The following is a 20,635-nucleotide window of genomic DNA, read 5'->3' as shown; positions in this document are numbered from 1 at the left end:
GCGCGGCACCCCGCAGCCCCGTGCCTGACATCGCAGCGAGTTCGCGGCGCCGGATGCCGTCCCGGGTCGGTTCACGGCGTCCTCGATCGGCCGTGGTCACGCGCGCCCGGTAGCCCCCACTCCCAGCGCCTCGCTCGCGACGCCGCCCGGCCCCTCGATCGCGACGTCGTCCGCGGTCCGGGTGCGGTGACGTGACTCGACGCGACTGGGCGTGATCGAGCACCGCTGGGGCGTGGCACAGCGTGTCGATCGCGCCACGGTGTTCTCCCGCCGCCGGTGTTCTCGCGCCGCGGGTTCTCGCTTCTCGCGCCGCGTGTGTTCTCGCGCTGTGTGTTCCCGCGCCGCGGGGGTTCCCGCGCCGCAGACAAAACGGGCGTGATCGCCGGGTCACGGGGCCGCGTTGGCGGAGGCGCGGACGACCAGGTGCGGTGAGAGATGCACGGGGCCGGCGTCGGACATCGTCGCGCCGGTCAGTTGGTCCACGAGCAGGTCCACGCTGCGCCGCCCCAACTCCGCGAAGTCCTGATGGATCGTGGTGAGCGGCGGCAGGAAGAACCCCGATTCGGGCGTGTCGTCGAACCCGACCACGCTCACCCGCGCCGGCACCGGGCGGCCCGCCTCGTGGAACGCGCGCAGCACGCCCAGCGCGATGTGGTCGTTGCCGCAGAACACGGCCGTGACCCGGGTGTCGCCCGCCAGGCGCTGGCCCCGCAGGTATCCCGACCGCGCGCTCCAGTCGCCCGGCTCGAACGGCGGCACCGGCGCCCCGGCCGCGTGCAGCGTCTGCCGCCAGCCGTCGATGCGGTCGCGCGCCTCGGGCCAGTCGGCCGGCCCCGGCACGTGGTGGACGGTCTCGTGGCCGAGTTCCAGCAGGTGGCTCGTGGCCAGGCACGCGCCGCGGACGTTGTCGACGCGCAGCATCGGCACGAAGCCGTCGTCGGCCCCGCCGACGCCCACGGCCGGCGTGCCCGGCGGGACCTGGGTGAGCGCGTCGGCCACCGAGTTCTTCGGCGCGATCGCGATGATGCCCTCCACGGCCTGCGCGCACAACTGCTCCACGGCGTCGAGCACGCCGTTGCGCTCGAGGGAGCGCACGGTGGCGATGCTGACGTAGTACCCGGCCTCGCGGGCCGCCTTCTCGATGCCGTAGATCATCGAGGCCGGGCCGGCGAGGGTGGTCTCGAAGCCGATCAGCCCGATGGTCCGCGACCGCGACGTGACCAGCGTCCGGGCGGCCAGGTTGCGGCGGTAGTTGAGCACCCGCACGGCGTCCAGCACCCGCTCCCGGGTCGCCGCGCTCACGTTCGGCAGGTTGTTGAGCACCCGCGACACCGTCTGGTGCGACACGCCGGCGAGCCGGGCCACGTCGCGCATCCCGACCTTGCGCAGCGGCGGCTCGACGGCATCGAGGTCCGGCCCGGCCCCGGCGTGCGCCACCGGCCCGGGCCGCCCGCGATCGGGCCCGGTGGCGCCGAAGCGACCGGACGGCGCGGGAGCGGCCGAAGCGGCGGGTCTGGACCCTGCCCGACCCGGACCGGGGCGCCCGCGGTCCGGTCCGATGACTGCAGCCACGGAGTGTCTCCTTCCGGCAACTTTCCGACCGCCGCTACTTGACGCCCGGGATGAGAACGCTAACACTCTCGAAATACAACCGCGACGGCCCATGCATCTGGGCTACACGCGGCATCAGGTCACCGCCAGACACCCCGGGCGTGTGGCCATCTGCTTGTAGATGTGAACGTTAACGCTATCTCGAAGGGACAGACGCAGTGCTGAAGAGATGGTCCGCTGCCGTGCTCGGTGGCGTGCTCCTGATCGGCGCGCTCGGTGCGTGCGGTGGGGAGAAGGAGGGCGACTCCGCGCCGGGGGCCGCCAAAGACGACGGCAAGATCACCATGGGCTTCGCGCAGGTTGGCGCCGAGAGTGGCTGGCGCACTGCGAACACCAAGTCGATCCAGGACGCCGCGACCGCCGCGGGCATCGACCTGAAGTTCTCCGACGCGCAGCAGAAGCAGGAGAACCAGATCAAGGCCATCCGCAACTACATCGCGCAGAAGGTGGACGTCATCGCCTTCTCGCCGGTCGTCGAGTCCGGCTGGGACACGGTGCTCAAGGAGGCCAAGGACGCGAAGATCCCGGTCATCCTGACCGACCGCGCGGTGGACTCCAAGGACACCACGCTGTACAAGACCTTCCTCGGCTCCGACTTCGTCCTCGAGGGCAAGAAGGCCGGCGAGTGGCTGGTCAAGGAGTACCAGGGCAAGACCGACCCGGTGAACATCGTCGAGCTGCAGGGCACCACCGGCTCGGCCCCGGCCAACGACCGCAAGGCGGGCTTCGCCGACGCGATCAAGGGCAGCCCCAACCTGAAGATCATCGCGTCGCAGACCGGTGACTTCACCCGGGCCAAGGGCAAGGAGGTCATGGAGGCCTTCCTCAAGGCCAACCCGAAGATCGACGTCCTCTACGCGCACAACGACGACATGGGGCTCGGTGCGATCGAGGCGATCGAGGCGGCCGGCAAGAAGCCGGGCGTCGACATCAAGATCATCACGGTCGACGCGGTCAAGGACGGCATGACCGCGCTGTCCCAGAACAAGATCAACTTCATCGTCGAGTGCAGCCCGCTGCTCGGCCCTCAGCTCATGGACCTGGCCAAGAAGGTCGTCAAGGGCGAGACCGTGCAGCCGCGCATCCTCACCGAGGAGACCACGTTCACGCCCGAGCAGGCGAAGGCCGCTCTTCCCGAGCGTAAGTACTAAAAGAGCCTGACTGAACCATGCTGACCATGACCGGCATCACCAAGCAGTTCCCGGGTGTCATGGCCCTGCAGGACGTGGACTTCCGCCTGTTGCCAGGCGAGGTCCACGCCCTCATGGGCGAGAACGGCGCCGGGAAGTCAACCCTGATCAAGGTGCTCACGGGTGTCTACAGCGTCGACGCGGGCGAGATCGTCCTCGACGGCACCCCGGTGCGGTTCTCCGGGCCGCTGCAGGCCACCCAGGCCGGCATCAGCACGGTCTATCAGGAGGTCAACCTCTGCCCCAACCTCTCGGTCGCCGAGAACGTCTTCATCGGCCGGGAGCCGCGCACCTTCGGGCACATCCGCTGGCGCGAGATGCGCCGGCGGGCCACCGACCTGCTGCACCGCCTCGAGCTCGACCTCGACGTCTCGGCGCCGCTGTCGCAGTACTCGATCGCGGTGCAGCAGATGGTCGCCATCGCCCGCGCCATCGACGTCGAGGCCAAGGTCCTCGTCCTGGACGAGCCGACCTCCAGCCTCGACGCCGGCGAGGTGGCCCAGCTGTTCCGGGTCATGCGCCAGCTCAAGGAGCAGGGCATCGCCATCCTGTTCGTCTCGCACTTCCTCGACCAGGTCTACGAGATCTGCGACCGGATGACGATCCTGCGCAACGGCCGGCTCGTCGGCGAGCACGTCGTGGCCGACCTGCCACAGCTGGAGCTGGTCAGCCTCATGATCGGCAAGGACCTGGCCATCCTGGAGCGGCTGGAGGACCAGCCCAGGCGCACCCTCGACAACGCCGAGGCGGTGGTCGCCGCCGAGGACCTCGGCCGCACCGGGTCGATCGCGCCGTTCAGCCTCACGATCCACAAGGGCGAGGTCGTCGGCCTCGCCGGGCTGCTCGGCTCCGGGCGCACCGAGGCCGCGCGGCTGTTCTTCGGCGCCGACCGGGCCGACAGCGGCACCCTCGCCGTCGACGGCAAGACCGTCGCCATGCACGGGCCGCGCACCGCCATGCAGCACGACATCGCGTTCTGCTCCGAGAACCGCCGCACCGAGGGCCTCGTCGAGGAGCTGTCGGTGCGCGAGAACATCGTGCTCGCCCTGCAGGCCGCCCGCGGCTGGTCCCGCCCGCTGTCGCGCCGCCGCCAGGACGAGCTCGTCGACAAGTACATCAAGGCCCTCGACATCCGCCCGGCCAACCCCGACCTGCCGGTGCGCAACCTCAGCGGCGGCAACCAGCAGAAGGTCCTGCTGGCCCGCTGGCTCATCACCGAGCCGCGGCTGCTCATCCTCGACGAGCCCACCCGCGGCATCGACGTCGGCGCCAAGACCGAGATCCAGCGCCTGGTCACCGAGCTCTCCGACGGCGGCATGGCGGTGCTGTTCATCTCCGCCGAGCTGGAGGAGGTCCTGCGGCTGAGCCACAAGATCGCCGTCCTGCGCGACCGGAGGATCGTCGCGGAGCTGCCCAACACCGACGACGTGGACACCGACCGGCTCATGGCCGCCATCGCCTCGGGAGGTGACACCGCATGAAGCGCTTCGCCTGGCCGCTCGCCGTCCTCGTCGTGCTGCTCGTCACGAACGTCTTCTTCTCGCACAGCTTCTTCAGCATCGAGCTGCGCGGCGGACATCTGTACGGCAGCCTCGTCGACATCCTGCGCTCCTCCGCCCCCCTGGCGCTGGTCGCGCTCGGCATGACGCTCGTCATCGCCACCGGCGGCATCGACCTGTCCGTCGGCGCGGTCGTCGCCATCGCCGGCGGCATCGCCTGCCTGCGCATCAGCGGCCTCGGCGACCAGGGCAGCGTCGCCGGCGTGCTGGGCGCGGTCGGCATCGCCGTGGCCCTGGCGCTGGTGCTCGGTGTGTGGAACGGGTTCCTGGTCGCCACGATCGGCATCCAGCCCATCATCGCCACGCTGATCCTCATGGTCGCCGGGCGCGGCCTGGCCCAGCTCATCACCGACGGGCAGATCATCACCGTCAACAGCGGGCCGTACAAGATGATCGGCGCCGGCTACTGGCTCGGCCTGCCGCTGTGCGTGCTCATCGCCGCCGCGGTGATCGCCCTGGCGGCCGTGCTCGTGCGCCGCTCCGCGCTCGGCATGCTGCTGGAGGCGGTCGGTGGCAACGCCGAGGCGTCCCGGCTGGCCGGCATCAAGTCGCGCTGGCTCATCCTCGGCGTGTACGTCTTCGCCGCGGTCTGCGCCGCGGTCGCCGGCCTGATGATCAGCTCGAACGTCTCCAGCGCCGACGGCAACAACGCCGGCCTGCTCATCGAGCTCGACGCGATCCTCGCCGTCGTCATCGGCGGCACGTCGCTGTCCGGCGGGCGGTTCTCCATCGTCGGCACGGTGCTCGGCGCCGTGATCATCAAGACCCTCGACATCACCATCTACACCGTCGGCGTCCCGCCCGAGGTGACCCTGCTGTTCAAGGCGATCGTCGTCATCGTGCTCTGCCTGGCGCAGTCGCCGAAGTTCCGCGCCGCCTGGAAGCGCCGCCGCCCGGTGCCGGTCGCGGCCACGGCCGACGAGAAGGTGCAGGTGCGCGCATGACCACAGTGGACACCGCGGGCCGGTCGTTCACCCGCGTCGCGGCGAACTGGCTGCGCAAGCCCGTGATGGCCACGGCCATCCTGCTGTGCATCATGTACGGCGCGGGCGTGGTGCGCTACGAGGGCTTCGACGACACCCAGATCGTGCTGAACATCTTCATCGACAACGCGTTCCTGCTCGTGGTCGCGGTCGGCATGACGTTCGTGATCCTCACCGGCGGCATCGACCTGTCCGTCGGCGCGGTCGTCGCGCTCACCACGATGATCGCCGCGTCGCTGCTGGAGAAGGGGGTCAACCCCGGCCTCGTGGTGCTGGCCGTGCTCGCCGTCGGCGGCCTCATCGGCCTCGGCATGGGCGCGATCATCCACTTCTTCGACATCCAGCCGTTCATCGCCACCCTCGCCGGCATGTTCCTGGCCCGTGGCACCTGCTACGTCATCAGCACCGACTCGATCCCGATCACCAACGAACTGTGGAACGACATCGCCTCGGACAAGCTGCGCTTCGGCGGCTTCCACATCTCCTGGAGCGTCGTCATCGCCGCCGTGGTGGTCGCGGCCGCCGCCTACGTCCTGGCGTACACCCGCCTGGGCCGCAACATCTACGCCCTCGGCGGCAACCAGCAGTCGGCGCTGCTCATGGGCCTGCCCGTCGGGCGGACGAAGATCGCGGTCTACACCATCAGCGGCGTGTGCTCCGCGCTGGGCGGCGTACTGCTGACGTTCTACACCCCGTCCGGCTACGGCCTCAACGCGCTGGGCATGGAGCTCGACGCGATCGCGGCCGTCGTCATCGGCGGCACGGTGCTCACCGGGGGCTCCGGCTTCGTGCTCGGCACCGTGCTCGGCGTCGGGGTACTCGGCCTCATCCAGACCATCATCACGTTCCAGGGCACCCTCAGCTCCTGGTGGACCAAGATCGTCATCGGCGCGCTGCTGTTCGTCTTCATCGTGCTGCAGCGGACGGTGACCAGGAAACAGACAGCACGGAGAGCCAGATGACGCAACATGTAGTCGGTGTCGACTTCGGCACCCTGTCCGGGCGGGCCGTCGTCGTGCGGGTCGCGGACGGGGCGGAGCTCGGCACGGCCGTCCACGAGTACGCGCACGGCGCCGTCGAGCGCACCCTGCCCGCCACGGGCGAGGCGCTCCCGCTGCACTGGGCGCTGCAGATGCCCGACGACTGGATCGACGTGCTGCGCCACGCGGTCCCGGCGGCGGTCGCGGCGGCCGGGGTCGACCCCGGCTCGGTGATCGGCATCGCCACCGACTTCACCGCCTGCACGTTCCTACCGACGCTGGCCGACGGCACGCCGCTGTGCGCCGTGCTGCCGGAGCAGATGCACGCCTACCCGAAGCTGTGGAAGCACCACGCCGCCCAGGGCCAGGCCGACCGGATCAACGAACTGGCCGCCCTTCGGGGCGAGTCCTGGCTCACGCGGTACGGCGGCAAGCTCTCCTCCGAATGGCAGCTCGCCAAGGGGCTGCAGGTGCTGGAGGAGGCGCCCGAGGTCTACGCGCGGGCCGAGCGCTTCGTCGAGGCGGCCGACTGGATCGTGTGGCAGCTGGCCGGGGTGGAGACGCGCAACGCCTGTACGGCCGGGTACAAGGGCGTCCTGCAGGACGGCTCCTACCCGTCCAAGGCGTATCTGGAGGCGCTGCACCCGGCCTTCGGCGACTGGGTGTCCAAGGTGGACGGTCCGCTGGCGCCGCTCGGCGGGCGGGCCGGGTCGCTGACCGAGCAGGCCGCCGGCTGGACCGGGCTGCCGGCCGGCATCGCCGTCGCCGTCGGCAACGTCGACGCGCACGTCACCGCGCCCGCCGCGAAGGCCGTCGAGCCCGGGCAGCTGGTCGCCATCATGGGCACCTCGACCTGCCACGTGATGAGCGGCGCGTCGCTCGCCGACGTGCCGGGCATGTGCGGCGTGGTCCGGGACGGCATCATCCCGGGCCTGTGGGGCTTCGAGGCCGGTCAATCCGCTGTCGGCGACATCTTCGCCTGGTTCGTCGAGACCCTGCTGTCCGGTGGCCTGTCGCACGAGGAGCTCACGCAGCGGGCCGCCGCGCAGAAGCCCGGGCAGCACGGCCTGGTCGCGCTCGACTGGCACAACGGCAACCGCTCGGTGCTCGTCGACCACGGCCTTTCCGGCGTCATCGTCGGGCAGACCCTGGCCACCCGGCCCGAGGACGTCTACCGCGCCCTGGTCGAGGCGACCGCCTTCGGCACCCGCACGATCATCGCCGTGCTGGAGTCCTCCGGGGTGCCGGTGACCGAGTTCATCGCCGCCGGCGGGCTGCTCAAGAACCGTTTCCTCATGCAGGTGTACGCCGACGTGCTGCGCCGCCCCATCTCCGTCATCGGCTCCGAGCAGGGCCCGGCGCTCGGCTCCGCGATGCACGCCGCGGTCGCCGCCGGGGCCTACCCCGACATCCGCGCCGCCGCCGATGCGATGGGGAAGGTCGAGCGGCAGGCGTACGTCCCCGACGACGCTGCCGCGGACGTCTACGACCGCCTGTTCGCCGAGTACTCCGCCCTGCACGACTACTTCGGCCGCGGTACGAACGACGTGCTGCACCGTCTGCGCGCGCTGCGCGAGGAGGTCGCCCGGTGATCCGCCGTCTGCGTGAGGAAGTCTGCGCCCTGCACGCCGAGCTCATCCGCTGGGGGCTGGTGACCTGGACGGCCGGGAACGTCTCGGCCCGGGTGCCGGGGGAGGACCTGCTCGTCATCAAGCCGTCCGGGGTCGGCTACCACGAGCTGACCCCCGACAACATGGTCGTGTGCGACCTCGAGGGCAAGCTCGTCGAGGGAGAGCACTCGCCGTCCTCGGACACCGAGGCGCACGCCTACGTGTACCGGCACATGCCGGAGGTCGGCGGGGTGGTGCACACCCACAGTCCGTACGCGACCGCCTGGGCCGCCCGCGGCGAGCCGATCCCGTGCTCCCTCACCGCGATGGCCGACGAGTTCGGCGGCGACATCCCCGTCGGGCCGTTCGCCCTCATCGGCTCCGACGCGATCGGGCGCGGCATCGTCGAGACGCTGTCCGGGCACCGCTCGCCCGCGGTCCTGATGCGCCAGCACGGGCCGTTCACCATCGGCAAGACCGCCAAGGCCGCCGTCAAGGCAGCCGTCATGTGCGAGGACGTGGCGCGGACCATGCACTTCGCCCGCCAACTCGGTTCCGTGGAGCGACTGCCCGCAGCGGCCGTCGACTCGCTCCACGACCGCTATCAGAACGTCTACGGCCAGCAGAAAGGCGCACGATGACGCACGAGATTTGGTTCCTCACCGGCAGCCAGGGGCTCTACGGCCCGGAGACCCTGGAGCAGGTGGCGTCGCAGTCGCGCCAGATCGCCGCGGTGCTCGACGAGTCGGACGACATCGGCCCCCGCGTGGTGTGGAAGCCGGTGCTGACCTCGGCCGGCGACATCCTGCGGGTGTGCCTGGAGGCCGGCAGCAACCCGGACGTGGTCGGCGTCATCGCCTGGATGCACACGTTCTCCCCGGCGAAGATGTGGATCTCCGGCCTCGACGCCCTGCGTACCCCGCTGCTGCACCTGCACACCCAGTCCAACGTCGCCCTGCCGTGGGCCGACATCGACATGGACTTCATGAACCTCAACCAGGCCGCGCACGGCGACCGCGAGTTCGGGTACATCCAGTCCCGCCTCGGCGTCGCCCGCAAGACCGTCGCCGGGCACGTCAGCGACCCGCGCGTCGCGGCGCGCATCGGTGCCTGGGCCCGGGCCGCGGCCGGCTACGCCGAGATGCGCTCGCTCAAGCTCGTCCGCTTCGGCGACAACATGCGCGACGTCGCTGTCACCGAGGGTGACAAGGTCGAGGCCCAGCTGCGCTTCGGCGTCTCCGTCAACACGTACGGCGTCAACGACCTCGTCACCGCGGTCGATTCCTGCCTGGACGCCGACGTCGACAAGCTCGTCAAGGAGTACGCCGACACGTACCGCGTCGCCTCTGCCCTGCTCGCCGAGCGCGCCGACTCCCTGCGCTACGCCGCCCGCATCGAGCTGGGACTGCGAAGCTTCCTCGAGGCCGGCGGCTACAAGGCGTTCACGACGAACTTCGAGGACCTCGGCGGCCTGCGCCAGCTGCCGGGCCTCGCGGTCCAGCGCCTGATGGCCGACGGCTACGGCTTCGGTGGCGAGGGCGACTGGAAGACCTCGGTCCTCGTGCGCACGCTCAAGGCCATGGCCCCGGGCGGCGGGACTTCGTTCATGGAGGACTACACCTACGACCTCACGCCCGGCAACGAGGTCATCCTCGGCGCCCACATGCTCGAGGTCTGCCCCTCCATCGCCGCCGACACCCCGTCGTGCGAGATCCACCCGCTCGGCATCGGCGGCCGCGAGGACCCGGTCCGGCTCGTCTTCGACGCCGCGCCCGGCTCCGCGGTGGTCCTGGGCCTGGCCGACCTGGGGGAGCGCTTCCGCCTCGTGGCCAACGAGATCGAGGTCGTAGCACCGTCCGAGCCGCTGCCGAAGCTGCCGGTCGCCCGCGCGGTGTGGCGGCCGGCCCCGTCACTGAGCGTGTCGTCCGAGTCCTGGCTGACCGCGGGCGGCCCGCACCACACGGTGCTGTCCCAGGCGGTCGGGGTCGAGGAACTGCACGACCTGGCCGAGATGGTGTCGACGGAGCTGCTGGTCATCGACGCGAACACGACGCCGCGCGAGTTCGCCAAGGAGATCCGCTGGAACGCGGCCTACTATCGCCTGGCGCGAGGCTTCTGACCCGCCTCCTCCAGCCGCCGCCGCTGCTGGGGACGCGTCCTGTCCGATTCGGCTTCGTTCGGGCGCCCATGTCCGCTTCAGCTTTGTTCGGGTATGCCTGTACGATTCGGCCGCTTGTTCGGGTGCGCCTGTCCGCTTCGGCTTTGTTCGGGTTGTCTGGTCCGATTTCGTTCGGGTGCGCCCTGTCTGGTTCAGTTTCGTTCCGATGCGCCCTGTCTGGTTCGGTTCCATTCGGGCGCGCCCCGTCCGGTCTCGCCCGTTCAGGGGCGCGTCCTTCCCGGCTCCGTTCGGGCCGGGACGCGCCCTTTCCGGTTCCGTTCGTTGGAAGACGGGCTTTCCGTCCCAGCGCGTCCGGTCCGGATCCCCGTCCTGCGGACACGTTCTCCCAATTCCGCGACACGTTTTCCCGATTCCGTTCGGGCGGGACGCGCCCTTTCCAGTCTCGTTCGCCGAGAGATGCGTTTTCCGTTCCGGCGGGTCCTGTCCGGCGCCCCTTCGTCCTTCCCAATTGCCGGGTGACCCTCGGGCGACCTACGCGAACTGCTGTAGCCCGATCACGCTGAGCAACTGGAGCTTCTCCGCAGCGTCGGTTCCCGGCGTCGGCGTCAGCACGAGCAGCATCTGCGATTGATCCGGCGTCACCAGCGTCTCGCAGTCGACGGCGACCATCCCGACCCGCGAGTTGTGGATTCGCTTACGGTCGGAGCGGCGCACCCTCACCGCGTGCTCGTCCCAGCGCCGCGCGAAGTCCTCGCTCACGGCCCGTAACCGGGTCACGAGCCGCGTCACGTCGGCATCACCGTGCCGCCGGGCCGCGGTCGCCCGCAGGTCGGCAACAATCACCTTGGCGTGGTGCTCGATGTCGTCGGGATCGCGCAGGGCCTGCATCGAAGGGTCGGTGAACCACCGGTACGCGTGGAACCGCTCGTCGTGCTCGAACCGCGTCTGATCCCCGAGCAGCAGCGTCGACATGCGGTTCTGCGCCAGGGTCTCGCCGAGGTCGGACATGACCGTGGCCGGCGTGTCCCCGAGCAGGTCGAGCATCCGCAGCAGCCCCGCGCGTGCGTGCGCCTCGGCCCCGACCGACGGCGGCGGCTGCTGCCCCGCCAGGTGGAACAGATGGTCGCGCTCGTCGTCACTGAGCCGCAGCGCCCGGGCGAGCGCGGTGAGCATCTGCGCCGAGGGCTGAGCGCTGCGCCCCTGCTCCAGCCGTACCACATAGTCGGCCGACATCCCCGCCAGCAGCGCCACCTCCTCACGCCGCAGCCCCGCGGTCCGCCGCCGCGGCCCTTCGGCCAGCCCGACGTCGCCGGGCTGGATGGCAAGCCGCCGCCGGCGCAGGAAGTCGGCCAGGTCGTCGCGTTGCATACCACCCATCGTCACCCGGTCCACTGCCAGCAGCCAGTGCTCAACCAGGGAGTGCCGCTCCTACGAAGACCGCTCGCTGGAAATGGTTCCCGTCCGGCGGCAGTGTCGATTGAGAAGCCAACCGAATCCTCCTGAGCGAAGGGGAGCCCTGCCATGCGGACCAGAACCCTCGGCGCGACCGGCCCGGCCGTCTCCACGCTGGCCCTGGGCGCGATGTCCATGTCCGGCTCGTACGGCGCCGCCGACCGCGACGAGAGCATCGCCACCATCCACGCCGCCCTCGACGCCGGCATCAACCTGATCGACACCGGCGACTTCTACGGCATGGGCCACAACGAGTTGCTGATCCGCGACGCCCTGCGGACGGCCGGCCGTGACCAGGTCAACCTGAGCGTCAAGTTCGGCGCGCTGCGGGGCCCCGACACCACCTGGGGCGGCATCGACAACCGGCCGGCCGCGGTGCGCAACTTCCTCGGGTACACGCTGACCAGGCTCGGCACCGACCACGTCGACATCTACCGCCCGGCCCGCCTGGACCCGGCGGTCCCCGTCGAGGAGACGATCGGTGCCCTGTCCGAGCTGGTGCAGGCCGGCTACGTCCGCCACGTCGGCCTGTCCGAGGTCGACGCGGCCACGATCCGCCGCGCCCACGCGGTCCATCCGATCGCCGACCTGCAGGTCGAATACTCCGTGATCTCCCGCGAGCCGGAGGGCGAGGTCCTCGACACCCTCCGTGAGCTCGGCATCGGCATGACCGCGTACGGCGTGCTCTCCCGCGGCCTGATCTCCGGCCACTGGACGGCGACCCGGCAGTGGGAACCGGGCGACTTCCGCTCGTTCAGTCCGAGGTTCTCGGCGGAGAACGTCGCGCACAACGTCTCCTTGGCCGAGTCCCTCCGCCCGCTCGCCGAGTCCCGCGGTGCGACGGTCGCCCAGCTGGCCATCGCCTGGGTACTGGCCCAGGACCCAGGCATCGTCCCGCTGATCGGCGCCCGGACCCGCACCCGGCTGTCGGAGTCGCTGGGTGCGCTGAATGTCGAGCTCACGGCCGACGACCTGGCCGAGATCGAGAAGGCCGTCCCGCGCGGTGCGGCCAGGGGCGACCGCTACCCCGCGTCCGTCAGTACGGCCCGCTGACGGGGGCCAACTCCAACCCCGGTCACGTTCCGCAACCCAGGCCCGGAATTGTCGTCGGTGTATTGCAGGAAATCGGTAATCCAGTAATTCGCTCATCGGTCCGCAGCGTCGAGGACCGGGCGCCGGTGGTCGCCTGAAGGGTGCCTGGCTTCGACCGCGAGCCGATTTCGAGACTAACGCCGTTGCCGGCGGGTGCTGTCCAGGCCCGCCGGCACGTGGCGCAACAGCCCACGCCCGGCGTTCGGGGTCGGCGGCGGCGGTCATCGGGCGGTGACCGCCGTTGTCGGCGCTGTCGCCTCGGCGGCGAGCCGTTCGGCAATCCACGGCGCCCCTGCGGCGGACAGCCATTGTGGCCGACAGCCATTTTGGCGTCGCTGCGGGAGCTCGGCATCGCCGACCCGTCTCCGGACCGGCTCCCGATCGAGCTCGACAGCCATCTTGGCCGACAGCCACTGTGACCGACAGCCCACTGAGGCCGACACAGCCACCATGGCCGACAGTCATTGTGGCCGACAGCCCCTGCGGCCGGCAGCCGCTCGGCGCGCGCTGCGCGCGCTGGTCCCGGGCAGCAGTGATTCGATCGCCTGGCGCGCGGCGGTGCAGCTGCAGGTCGACGTCGTTTATCGAGCCCGCAGGGCAGCATGGCGAGGACGTGGTGGCCCTGCGGCGCGTCGCGGCGGGGGGAGCGGGGTGTCGGCCAGGACGTCCCGCTCGATGATCTCGATGTGGCGGTGCCGCGGGGTGAGCGCCGCGGCGGCGAGGAGCCGCCGCCGAGAACGACTGCGCTCTGGTTCATGCACGCAGAGTCACTGCGTCAGCCGAGAGAGTCTGCGCACCTGTACGCGCTGCGGACGCCGGTCATCCGTCACTCACTGCGAGCTGGTCAGTCGGACATGTGCCCGCCGACGCCCAGGAGGAGCGCGGCCAGGCCCAGGACCGCCACGACCAGGGCGGCCAGCTTCGTGAAGCGCCCCGTCGGGTCGGACACGGTGACGTTGAACCAGCCGCGCGGGTCCTTGCGCACGCGCACCGTGTCGCCGACCTTCGGCTCGCTGCTGAGAAACCGCAGCCGGCCGAGGTTCTCGCCGGTTGTGCGCTCGGCGACCTGGTAGGCGGGGAAGCGCCGCTCCGACACCTTGCTCACCGCGCGGACCACGTGGGTGACCGTGGCGTCGGTCGGCACGCCCTCGCGGGACATGTAGACGGGCAGGACCAGCAGCGCGCCGAGCACCGACGCGCACGACAGCGCCACCAGCATCACGACGCGGCTGCCGGCGGTGTGGTCGGGCGCGCCGACGCGGTACAGCAGATAGCCCGGCACCGCCGCGAACAGCGACAGTGCCAGGCCCACCGCCAGCCACGTGAAGCTTGGGCCGCCGGCCAGGATCCCGGTGACGACGACGAAACCCGTCGTCACCGCGAGGGCGACCAGCGTCCGCCAGATCCCCTTGAACAACGCACCCCACGGATAGTGCTTCACGAATGGCCACCGTAGGCGATCAATCGCCAGAGCGCTGCCCCCGGGTGCCGGCGGGATCAGTCCGTGCCGGCCACCCGCTGTACCGCCGCCGAATAGTCGGGAACGGCCGACATCGCGGCCGCGAGGCGCAGGAACGGCAGCGCCTCGCGCGGGCGGTTCTGCCGTTCGAGGGTGCGCCCCAGCAGGTGGCAGGCGTAGTGGTCGCTCGGGTCGCGCTCGACCAGCGCGCGCAGGTGCGTCTCGGCGCGGTTGAGCTGCGCTGAGGCGAAGTAGGCGCGGGCCAGCCACAGCCGCACCTCGGCGTTGCCCGGCTCCTCGTCCAGGACGGTGGCGAGGATCTTGGCGGCCTCGATCGGGTCGCCGGCGTCGAAGTAGAGGACTCCCCTGCGGTACTCGGCGAGCATGTCGTTCATGGGATCAAGTAACGCACAGGGTGCGTTCAGTGTTCCTTGAGCCACCCGACGAGGTCGTCGAGCACCCGGTCCTGCTCCGGCTCGTTGTACACCTCGTGATGTAACCCTTCGTACACGTGCAGTGTCAGGTCGGTGGAGGCGGCCCGGGCGGCGATGAGCCGGCTCGACTCCGCCTCGACGAGCCCGTCCTCGGAGCCGTGCAGGACCAGGGTCGGCAGGGTCAGTTCCGGCAGCCGGCGCTGGAAGACGCTCATCTGCGTGAGCATCGCGCCGCCGAGGCCGGCCGGGACCTTGCCGTGGTGGACCAGCGGGTCGGCGTCGTACTTCGCCACCACCGCCGGGTCCTTCGAGATCAGCGTCGAGGGCAGCGACTGCACCGGTGCACCGGGCGCGATCCGCCCGAGCACCTTCGCGACCATGATCGCGGGCTTGGGGATGCCCTTGCCGGGCAGCACGGGCGTGCCGGACAGCACCAGCCCGCGCAGCTCGGCCTGGTGGTCCAGCGCGTACGCGAGCGCGATCATGGCGCCCATGCTGTGCCCGATCAGGAACGGCACCTGCCCGGGATGGCGGCCCCTGACCTCGCGGAACAGCAGATCGAGGTCGTCCGTGTACTCTGCGATGCGCCGCGCCAGCAGCCGCTTGCCCGTGGACCGCCCGTGCCCGCGGTGATCGGGCGCGTACACGGCGAGGCCGAGTTCACTCAGGCGCGCGACGACGTGGTCGTAGCGCCGCGCGTGCTCGCCCATCCCGTGAGAGAGCACGACCACCCCGCTCACCTCGGCCTCGGGCTGCCACGCGTCGTACACGATCCGGACGCCGCCACCGCCGGTGAGGGCGAGTTCCTCGCGCTGCATGGCTGCATGGTGCGCCGAGGCCGCTGCTCTCCGCAAGGATCCCGGCGGAGTGAAACGGGCAAAAGCCGCGAACGGCTACTGACCGCGCTCGGCTGCGGAGCGCTCGATGCAGAACTCGTTGCCCTCGGGATCAGCGACGATGACCCAGCCGGTACCGTCTGGTCGTCTGAAATCACCGACAAGAGAGGCGCCCAGGGCGAGGACGCGTTCGAACTCCGTGTCGCGGGTCGCATCCAGCGGCTGCACGTCGAAGTGGACGCGGTTCTTGACCGTCTTGGGCTCGGGGACGCGGATGAACAGCAGGCCGGCGGAGCCGTCAGGGGCGGAGATGAGCGCCTGATCATGTGTGGGCAAATTCGGGTCGTTGGGTTGTTCCTGGTAGCCGGTGACCGCACTCCAGAAGAGGGACAAGCGGTACGGATCGGCGCAATCGATCGTGATGTGCCTGATGCGGACGGTCATCACGTCAAGGTATATGTGACAACGGTGTTGCCGCCGAAGGGAGCCGAAGGTTGCTGACAGCTGGCCCGGCGTGGACGGCCCTGGCCGACCGCACGCAGACGCCCGTCCCGCTGCCCGACGGTGCCGAGGAGGTGCTCGTCCTCGCCAACCGGTGTGACCTCGCGTTCGCCGAAGCCTGCCTGCGGTCGGCGCGGGCGGCCGGCGCCCGGGTCACCGTGCTCTACGACGCGCACACTGGCGTCACGGTAGGTGATGACACGTCACCGATACGTGACCTGCTCCCCGTCCCCGTCGTCTGCCGCTCCGGTGGCGCCTTCCGTGCACGGGCCGTCATCGCGGCGTCACCCACCATGGCCACCGTGTCGATCGGCTCCGGCGACGCCACCCGCGGCGGCTGGGGCGGCGACGCTGAGGTCTGGACGCACCTGCGGGTCGACGGCGCGACCGTCCCGACGCTCGTCACGGACCTCGCCGACTGGCTGCGCCGCCTGCCCGGGCAGCTGTGGATCGAGCCCGCCGGGGTCGAGCGCCTCGAGGCGGTCGCGCGGCTGCTCACCGCACGCCCGCACGCCGCCGAGGCGGACGAGCCACTGCTGCTCGCCAACGACCAGGTCCCCATCGTCGAGCAGCTGCCGTTCCCGTCCGGCGCCGACCGCCTCGCCGTCGCCGCGCCCGCGTTCGACCCGGCCGGCCGCGCGCTCGGCGAGATCGCCCGCGCGGTCCGCGCCCTGCAGGTGCGCCTGCTCGTGCCGGCCGGTGTGCGCTGCGACGCGACCGGGCTCGCCGCCGCGCTCGACGAGGTCGGCGGCCTGCCGGAGACCGGCGAGGTGCTGGTTCAGATGCCGTCCGGCACCCGATACCAGCACGCCGGCGCCATCGAGTGGTGGACCGGCGACGCGGGCGTCCTCGTCACCGGCGGCCTCGACTGCAGTCCGGAGTCGCTTCTGCTCACCAGCGCCGACCCCGGCGGCCACTGTGAGCTGGCCCTCCTGCAGGAGGTGACGGCGTCGCTACTGGACGCGCCCGAGGCGCGTGAGGTCGCGCTCGGCGACCCGGCGCTCGGCATGCGCACCCCCGAACCCGTCCCGTCCGCCGCCGCGCGCGTCCTCGCGGTGCGGCTGCTCGGCGACCGTGTCGAGGCGAGCCTGGTCGCGGCCGGTTCGACGGCCCCCGACGGGCTTGTCGTCACCGCCGGTGAGACCTCCGTGAAGCTGCCGTGGACTGCTGCGGAGGGCCGCCTCCACACGTACGCGGTGGAGTCGGGTGATCTCGCGGCGCGATCGGCGCAGGTCCGGGCCGCCGACGGCACCCAGCTCGGCGCCGCCGTCATCACCGACGTCGCCGGCGCCGTCGTGCGCTTCAGTCACCCCTCGCCGCTGGAGTCCGGGGCCCTCGCCGACGTGCTCGGCGACGCGACCGCACTGCAGGGCCTGTTCGCGTCGATCGCGCAACTGGCCTCCGGCCGCACCGTGCGCCACGGCGTCCCCGTCGACGAGCGCCGCGCGAACGAGGAGGAGCGGCTGCGTGCGATGGTCGGCCCCGCACTGCTCGACCTGGCCTTCGGCCGTGCGCCGATCGAGGCCGGCGCACTCGCGCCGGGCAGCCTCGCCACGGCGATCGGTGACCTCGACGCCGCCCAGCGTGACCGCGTCCGCCAGCAGGTCCTCCGCCTCGGCGCCGCGGCTGCGGGCTGGCCGCTGCCGGCCCGCCTGGCCGCGTTCCGGGTCGTGCTGGTCCTGGCCGCGGGCGGGCTGTGGCCGGTGCCCCAGGACTGGACCCCGCTGCTGGCCGCCGGGCTGGACGCGCTGATCGCAGCCGACGACGAGGCGTTCGCTGCCGAGCAGGCGGCGCTGGCCACGGTCGGTATCGCCGCGGTGCACCATGGTCACCAGCTGGCCCCGCTGAGCGGCTTCGAGGACCTGCGCGCGCAGGTGCGCCTCGACCACGCCGCCCCCGAGGCCATGGTTGCCCGCTTCGCCCAGGGCCTGGCCGGGGAGGTCCTCGGCGGGGACTTCCGCGCCGAGGGCATCGCCGTCGACGCCGGTGAGCTGCTGGTCCGCTCCCTGTTCGACGACGCGGTCGACGCGATCCCGGAGTCGGTCGGCAGCGTGCAGCGCAGCGACACCGGCGGCGTGCTCGTCGACACGGTGAAGGACCCCCGGCGCACGACGCTGTTGGTCCTGGACCTGCTCCGCGACTTCCCCGACACGCACGTCACCGTGCGTGGTAGTGCGGGCACGGAAACGCACGGCTGGTGGAACGGGCGCCGCCTGGTGCTGCTGACGCCGTTCGGTGGCCGGTGGCGCGGCTCGCTGTGGCCGGGCCTGATGACGGGCATCGCGACCTACGCGAAGGGCGCCTCCCAGTTGCCGGCCGCCGCACGGACGTGGATCACCGAGGTCGCGCAGATGGAGGAGGGCTGACGTCTCGGCTCCGGTCCGTCGTGTGTACGGCCGTTGCCCCGGTCGGCGCCCGGTCCGGGCCGGGAAAACCGCTACAACAGCACCGGTAGCGCGACGGGCCCGCGAATCAGCGTGCCCGGCCGCCAATCGACCTCGTAGGGCTCCGCTGCCAGGCGCATATCCGGAAATGCCGACAGCAGATCGGTGAACGCGATCTGGGCCTCCAGGCGGGCGAGCGGCGCGCCCAGGCAGTAGTGAATCCCGTACCCGAACGCGAGATGCTGGTTGTCCGGCCGGGACAGGTCGAACTCGTCCGGCGCCGGAAAACGCTGCGGATCCCGGTCGGCCGAAAGCAGCGAGATCGCCACCATCGCCCCGGCCGGAATGGTGACCCCGCCGTATGTCACCGGCTCCATCGCGGTCCGTGACGTCGCCGTCTCCACCGGTGACTCCAGCCGCAGAAACTCCTCGATCGCGGCAGGAATCAACGACGGTTCCTCCCGTAGTCGCCGATGCGCATCCGGCCGTGTCAGCAGCGTGTACGTCCCGTTGCCGATGAGATTGACCGTCGTCTCATGCCCGGCGAGCAGCAGCAGAAACGCCATCGACGTCAGCTCGTCCTCGCTGAGCCGGTCGTCCTCGTCCCGCAGTGCCACGAGCCCGCTGAGCAGGTCCCCGGCCGGCGCGGAGCGTTTGCGATCGATCAGCCCGAGCAGGTAGCCCACGAACGCGGCCGCCGCCTCCGGCACCCCCTCCCGGCCGGCCGACGCCGACACCATCACCGAGGTCCACCGCCGGAAGTCCGCCTGGTCCTCGACCGGCACCCCGAGCAGCTCGCAGATGACCTGAATCGGCAGGTGTACCGCATAATCCTCGACCAGCTCCGCCCGCTGCCGGCCCCGCAGCGGTGCGATCAGCGCCGTGCTGAGCTCCTGCACCCGGGGCCGCAGCTCCTCGACCCGCCGGGCCGTGAAGACCTTCGACACCAGCCGCCGCAGCCGCGTGTGGTCCGGCGGATCGTTGGCCAGCAGGTGCCGGGTCAGCGGCTCACTGACCGGCCGGGCCAGCGCCCGCGCGTTGTCCCCGGCGCCCTGGCGCTTCGACAGCCGTGGATCGGCCAGCGCCGCCTTGCAGTCCGCGTAACGCGTGACCAGCCAGACCTCCATGCCGTTGGGCAGCGTCACCGGATGCACCGGCGCCTCCTGCCGCAACTGCGCGTAGACCGGATGCGGATCGTTCCAGAATTCCTGCGTGAACAGCAGCGGCGACGTCACGGATCAACGGTAACCAATCAGCGTTTCGGCCGGAATAACGAACCGTATCGTGGCACGATGAGCGGCGTGGCGAGCCAGTCGAGACACATCGGTGTTCACGTCGACCAATCACCCGAGCGGGTGTACGAATACGCCGCCGACCCGGCGAATCTCCCCGAATGGGCCCCGGGCCTGTGCGACGCCGTCGAGCGCGAAGGCGACCGCTGGTTCGCCGACTCGGGCATGGGCCGCATCGAGCTGACATTCGCGCCCGCCAACCCGTTCGGCGTCCTCGACCACGACGTACGCCTGCCCTCCGGCGAGGTCTTCCACAATCCGGTGCGCGTCGTGCCACACGACAACGGCAGCGAGATCGTCTTCACCCTGCGCCGGCAGGACGGCATGTCCGACGCCGACTTCGACCGTGACACCGCTGCGGTGCGCGCCGACCTCGAGGCGCTCAAACGCATCGTGGAGTCGCCAAGCGGCCATTAAGTGCCCGCCAACCGGGAAGGCTTCTGCTGTACGGCATGAAGCTCTCCGAACCGAACCTCCTCGGCATCACCATCAACCACCGCTCGATGCGTGGCGACACCCGCCGCTTCGCCGAGGTCACCAGGGCCATCGCGGACGGTAGTGTTCCGGGAACGCCTGGTCGCGCCAAGGCCATCCAGCGCTACCTCACCAGCCTCTGCGACGGCATCCACCACCATCACCAGGCCGAGGACGACGTCCTGTGGCCGATCCTGCACGCCACCGCCGGCGCCGAGGTCGACCTGGCCGAGCTGACCGACGACCACGCCCAGCTCGACCCGATTCTGGACCGCATCCGCGCCGAGTCCGCCGCCCTCGCCGCCACTCCCGGTGACCGCGCGGCCGCCGCGAACCTGTCCGACACCCTGGCCACGCTGCGTGACCTCCTCGACGAGCACATCGACGACGAGGAGCGCACCGTCTTCCCGGTGATCCGCCGGTACGTCTCCGGCGAGCAGTGGCAGCACGTCGAGGAGGCCGTGCGCAAGGGCGGGAGGATGTCCTTCGAGCTGCCGCGGATCGAGCGCTACGCGACGGCCGAGGAGCTCGACGAGCTGTACCGCATGGCCGGCCCGGTCCTGCGCCTCATGCTCGCCACGGTCCGTCCGGGCTTCCTCCGCCGGGAACGCCTGATCTTCGGCTGACCCCCGCCTGGCGACGGTCCCGCGTCCGGTTGC

18 protein-coding genes are annotated in these 20,635 nt (G+C 71.0%); 11 read left to right on the top strand and 7 right to left on the bottom strand.

Annotated features, from left to right (window positions below):
* Positions 1–387 precede the first annotated feature (387 nt).
* Positions 388–1,374 (bottom strand): LacI family DNA-binding transcriptional regulator, encoded by a 987-nt coding sequence (locus tag ACQPY0_RS31035; RefSeq protein WP_432995448.1) that lies wholly within the window; start codon positions 1,372–1,374, stop codon positions 388–390.
* Between the two features lie 395 nt (positions 1,375–1,769).
* Between ACQPY0_RS31035 and ACQPY0_RS31030 the strand changes: the two genes are divergently transcribed.
* From ACQPY0_RS31030 to araA, 7 genes are read left to right on the top strand one after another with little or no spacing between them, the layout of a single operon-like run.
* Entirely contained in the window at positions 1,770–2,762 is a 993-nt protein-coding gene (locus ACQPY0_RS31030) for an ABC transporter substrate-binding protein (protein ID WP_432968214.1), read from the top strand.
* 17 nt (positions 2,763–2,779) lie between these two features.
* Positions 2,780–4,282: a sugar ABC transporter ATP-binding protein gene (locus ACQPY0_RS31025; RefSeq protein WP_432968211.1), complete on the top strand. Its 1,503-nt coding sequence runs from the start codon at positions 2,780–2,782 to the stop codon at positions 4,280–4,282.
* On the top strand, positions 4,279–5,304 hold the full coding sequence (locus ACQPY0_RS31020; protein WP_432968208.1) for an ABC transporter permease: 1,026 nt from the start codon (positions 4,279–4,281) through the stop codon (positions 5,302–5,304). Before ACQPY0_RS31025 ends, ACQPY0_RS31020 begins: the two co-directional genes overlap by 4 nt.
* Complete coding sequence (gene yjfF, locus ACQPY0_RS31015) at positions 5,301–6,305, top strand: galactofuranose ABC transporter, permease protein YjfF (RefSeq protein ID WP_432968205.1); 1,005 nt, start codon at positions 5,301–5,303, stop codon at positions 6,303–6,305. Before ACQPY0_RS31020 ends, yjfF begins: the two co-directional genes overlap by 4 nt.
* Positions 6,302–7,915: a ribulokinase gene (locus ACQPY0_RS31010; RefSeq protein ID WP_432968202.1), complete on the top strand. Its 1,614-nt coding sequence runs from the start codon at positions 6,302–6,304 to the stop codon at positions 7,913–7,915. The genes yjfF and ACQPY0_RS31010 overlap by 4 nt, the downstream gene beginning before the upstream one ends.
* Complete coding sequence (locus ACQPY0_RS31005) at positions 7,912–8,574, top strand: L-ribulose-5-phosphate 4-epimerase (protein WP_432968199.1); 663 nt, start codon at positions 7,912–7,914, stop codon at positions 8,572–8,574. The genes ACQPY0_RS31010 and ACQPY0_RS31005 overlap by 4 nt, the downstream gene beginning before the upstream one ends.
* A complete protein-coding gene (araA, locus tag ACQPY0_RS31000; protein ID WP_432968196.1) occupies positions 8,571–10,052 on the top strand; it encodes an L-arabinose isomerase in 1,482 nt (493 codons plus the stop codon). Before ACQPY0_RS31005 ends, araA begins: the two co-directional genes overlap by 4 nt.
* Positions 10,053–10,583: 531 nt before the next feature.
* Here the strand turns inward: araA and ACQPY0_RS30995 are convergent.
* Positions 10,584–11,420, bottom strand: coding sequence for a helix-turn-helix transcriptional regulator (locus ACQPY0_RS30995; RefSeq protein ID WP_432968193.1), 837 nt, complete (start codon positions 11,418–11,420; stop codon positions 10,584–10,586).
* A gap of 153 nt (positions 11,421–11,573) precedes the next feature.
* On the opposite strand from ACQPY0_RS30995, the gene ACQPY0_RS30990 reads away from it, so the two are divergent.
* On the top strand, positions 11,574–12,557 hold the full coding sequence (locus ACQPY0_RS30990; protein ID WP_432968190.1) for an aldo/keto reductase: 984 nt from the start codon (positions 11,574–11,576) through the stop codon (positions 12,555–12,557).
* Between the two features lie 883 nt (positions 12,558–13,440).
* On the opposite strand, the gene ACQPY0_RS30985 is transcribed toward ACQPY0_RS30990, so the two are convergent.
* The 4 genes from ACQPY0_RS30985 to ACQPY0_RS30970 form a co-directional block, all read right to left on the bottom strand.
* On the bottom strand, positions 13,441–14,037 hold the full coding sequence (locus ACQPY0_RS30985) for a hypothetical protein (RefSeq protein ID WP_432968188.1): 597 nt from the start codon (positions 14,035–14,037) through the stop codon (positions 13,441–13,443).
* A gap of 56 nt (positions 14,038–14,093) precedes the next feature.
* Positions 14,094–14,450, bottom strand: coding sequence for a tetratricopeptide repeat protein (locus tag ACQPY0_RS30980; RefSeq protein ID WP_432968185.1), 357 nt, complete (start codon positions 14,448–14,450; stop codon positions 14,094–14,096).
* Positions 14,451–14,476: 26 nt separating this feature from the next.
* A complete protein-coding gene (locus tag ACQPY0_RS30975; protein ID WP_432968182.1) occupies positions 14,477–15,307 on the bottom strand; it encodes an alpha/beta hydrolase in 831 nt (276 codons plus the stop codon).
* A gap of 75 nt (positions 15,308–15,382) precedes the next feature.
* The gene (locus ACQPY0_RS30970; RefSeq protein ID WP_432968179.1) at positions 15,383–15,769 is read right to left on the bottom strand and encodes a VOC family protein; all 387 of its coding nucleotides are present in this window, start codon (positions 15,767–15,769) and stop codon (positions 15,383–15,385) included.
* 50 nt (positions 15,770–15,819) lie between these two features.
* On the opposite strand from ACQPY0_RS30970, the gene ACQPY0_RS30965 reads away from it, so the two are divergent.
* Positions 15,820–18,192, top strand: coding sequence for a hypothetical protein (locus ACQPY0_RS30965; protein WP_432968176.1), 2,373 nt, complete (start codon positions 15,820–15,822; stop codon positions 18,190–18,192).
* A gap of 71 nt (positions 18,193–18,263) precedes the next feature.
* Here the strand turns inward: ACQPY0_RS30965 and ACQPY0_RS30960 are convergent, their stop codons facing one another.
* Positions 18,264–19,445: a cytochrome P450 family protein gene (locus ACQPY0_RS30960; protein ID WP_432968173.1), complete on the bottom strand. Its 1,182-nt coding sequence runs from the start codon at positions 19,443–19,445 to the stop codon at positions 18,264–18,266.
* A gap of 57 nt (positions 19,446–19,502) precedes the next feature.
* Here ACQPY0_RS30960 and ACQPY0_RS30955 point away from each other — a divergent pair, with 57 nt between their 5' ends.
* Both ACQPY0_RS30955 and ACQPY0_RS30950 read left to right on the top strand, forming a co-directional pair.
* Complete coding sequence (locus ACQPY0_RS30955; RefSeq protein WP_432968170.1) at positions 19,503–19,919, top strand: SRPBCC family protein; 417 nt, start codon at positions 19,503–19,505, stop codon at positions 19,917–19,919.
* A gap of 35 nt (positions 19,920–19,954) precedes the next feature.
* Positions 19,955–20,602 carry a hemerythrin domain-containing protein gene (locus ACQPY0_RS30950; RefSeq protein WP_432968167.1) on the top strand — a complete coding sequence of 216 codons (648 nt, stop codon included), beginning with the start codon at positions 19,955–19,957 and terminating at the stop codon, positions 20,600–20,602.
* The last annotated feature ends 33 nt before the right edge of the window (positions 20,603–20,635 follow it).

Origin of the sequence: Dactylosporangium sp. CA-233914, assembly GCF_050942935.1 — a bacterium.
Lineage (GTDB): Bacteria > Actinomycetota > Actinomycetes > Mycobacteriales > Micromonosporaceae > Dactylosporangium.
This window is presented reverse-complemented; position numbering and strand designations above follow the sequence as displayed.